The sequence below is a fragment of the Sphingobium sp. ba1 genome (genome assembly GCF_000743655.1).
In the GTDB taxonomy this organism is placed as follows: domain Bacteria; phylum Pseudomonadota; class Alphaproteobacteria; order Sphingomonadales; family Sphingomonadaceae; genus Sphingobium.
In genome coordinates, this window is sequence record NZ_JPPQ01000070.1 from 35,700 (window position 1) to 37,100 (window position 1,401).

Annotated in this window: 2 protein-coding genes; one reads left to right on the forward strand and one right to left on the reverse strand. The window is 64.0% G+C overall.

What is annotated here, in order from left to right; genetic code table 11:
• Window positions 1-41: 41 nt before the first annotated feature.
• Window positions 42-254 carry a hypothetical protein gene (locus IL54_RS19040; protein WP_156106317.1) on the forward strand — a complete coding sequence of 71 codons (213 nt, stop codon included), beginning with the start codon at window positions 42-44 and terminating at the stop codon, window positions 252-254.
• On the opposite strand, the gene IL54_RS19045 is transcribed toward IL54_RS19040, so the two are convergent.
• On the reverse strand, window positions 255-1,401 hold a 1,147-nt coding region (locus IL54_RS19045), incomplete at its 5' end, for a DUF885 domain-containing protein (protein WP_037479539.1).

Genomic DNA, 1,401 nt, shown 5'->3' on the forward strand with positions numbered 1-1,401 from the left:
CCTATAATGACGTTAGTGCGAGACAATGGGGGATTCTTCACATGCACCCTTCCCAAGTCCTGCCTAGCCACGACATGATCGCCGTCTATCGCCCCGGTGGCGTGATGCGCTGTCCCGATTGCGGGCAGAGCCAGTGGCTGATCGGTCGAGTAATGGCGGAATGCGCCTGTTGCGAAGCGGCCCTGCCGCTCGACCTGGGCTATCGGGCGTGGCTCGACACCGCCAACGCCCCGCCCCGATCCCTGCGCCTCTGATCAGCGGGCTTTTTCAGTCGCAATCCACCCTTTGATCTGGCTTTCCAGCACCGTCAGCGGCACCGCGCCTTGCGCCAGAACCGCGTCATGGAAGCGGCGCAGGTCGAACTTTGCGCCCAGGTCCGCTTCGGCCTTCGTCCGCAATGCCCTGATCCGGATTTCGCCGAGCTTGTAGCCCAGCGCCTGACCCGGCCAACTGATATAGCGATTGACCTCGGCATCGATATTGGCCGCGGACAGCGCGCTGTTGTCGGCCATGAAGGCGACGGCGCGCGCCTTGTCCCAGCCCTTGGCGTGGAGGCCGGTATCGACCACCAGGCGACAGGCTCGCCACATCTCGTAAGACAGGCGCCCCATCATTTTTTCAGGCGTGTCGTAGAGACCCATCTCCTCACCCAAATATTCGGTGTAGAGCGCCCATCCCTCGACATAGGCGGTGAAGCCCGCGAGATATTTGCGGAAGGGCGGGAGCGGCAATTCCTGTTGCAGGGCGATCTGGTTGTGATGGCCGGGCACCGCCTCATGCGCGGTGAGCGCGGGCAGTTCCCAGAAGGGGCGCTGGTCGAGCCTGGACGTGTTGACGAAGTACGTTCCCGCTATGCCGCTCTCCGGCGCACCGGGCATATAATAAGCAGTGGTCGTGCCTTCGGCCTCGGCCTCTGGAATGGGTTTGAGGCCGTAGGGCAGGCGTGGCAGGGTGTTGAAATAGCGTGGCAGCAGGCCATCGATCGCCTTGGCCTGGCGCGCGGCGACCTGGAGCAGTTCTTCGGGCGTCTTGGCATAGTAGCGTGGGTCGGTGCGCAGATGCTCGATGAAGGCGGCGCGGTTGGGATAGCCGGCCTTGGCTGCCACATCGTCCATGCGGGCGCGGATGCGGGCGACTTCGGACAGACCGATGGCGTGAATTTGGTCAGGGGTCAGGTCGGTCGTGGTATGCGTCCGAACCCGGCTGGCATACCAGGCCGCGCCGCCCGGCAGGGTGGAGGCGCTGTCGCTCTTGCGGCAGGCGGGCTGGTAATCTTTGACGAACAGGTCATGCCATTTGCCATATTCGGGCGTGATCACGTCGCGGATCAGGGTGATAGCGCGCGCCTGCATCGCGGACCAATCGGGGTCGCTGATCGTGCGGGGCTTGGGGCGGGTGAAC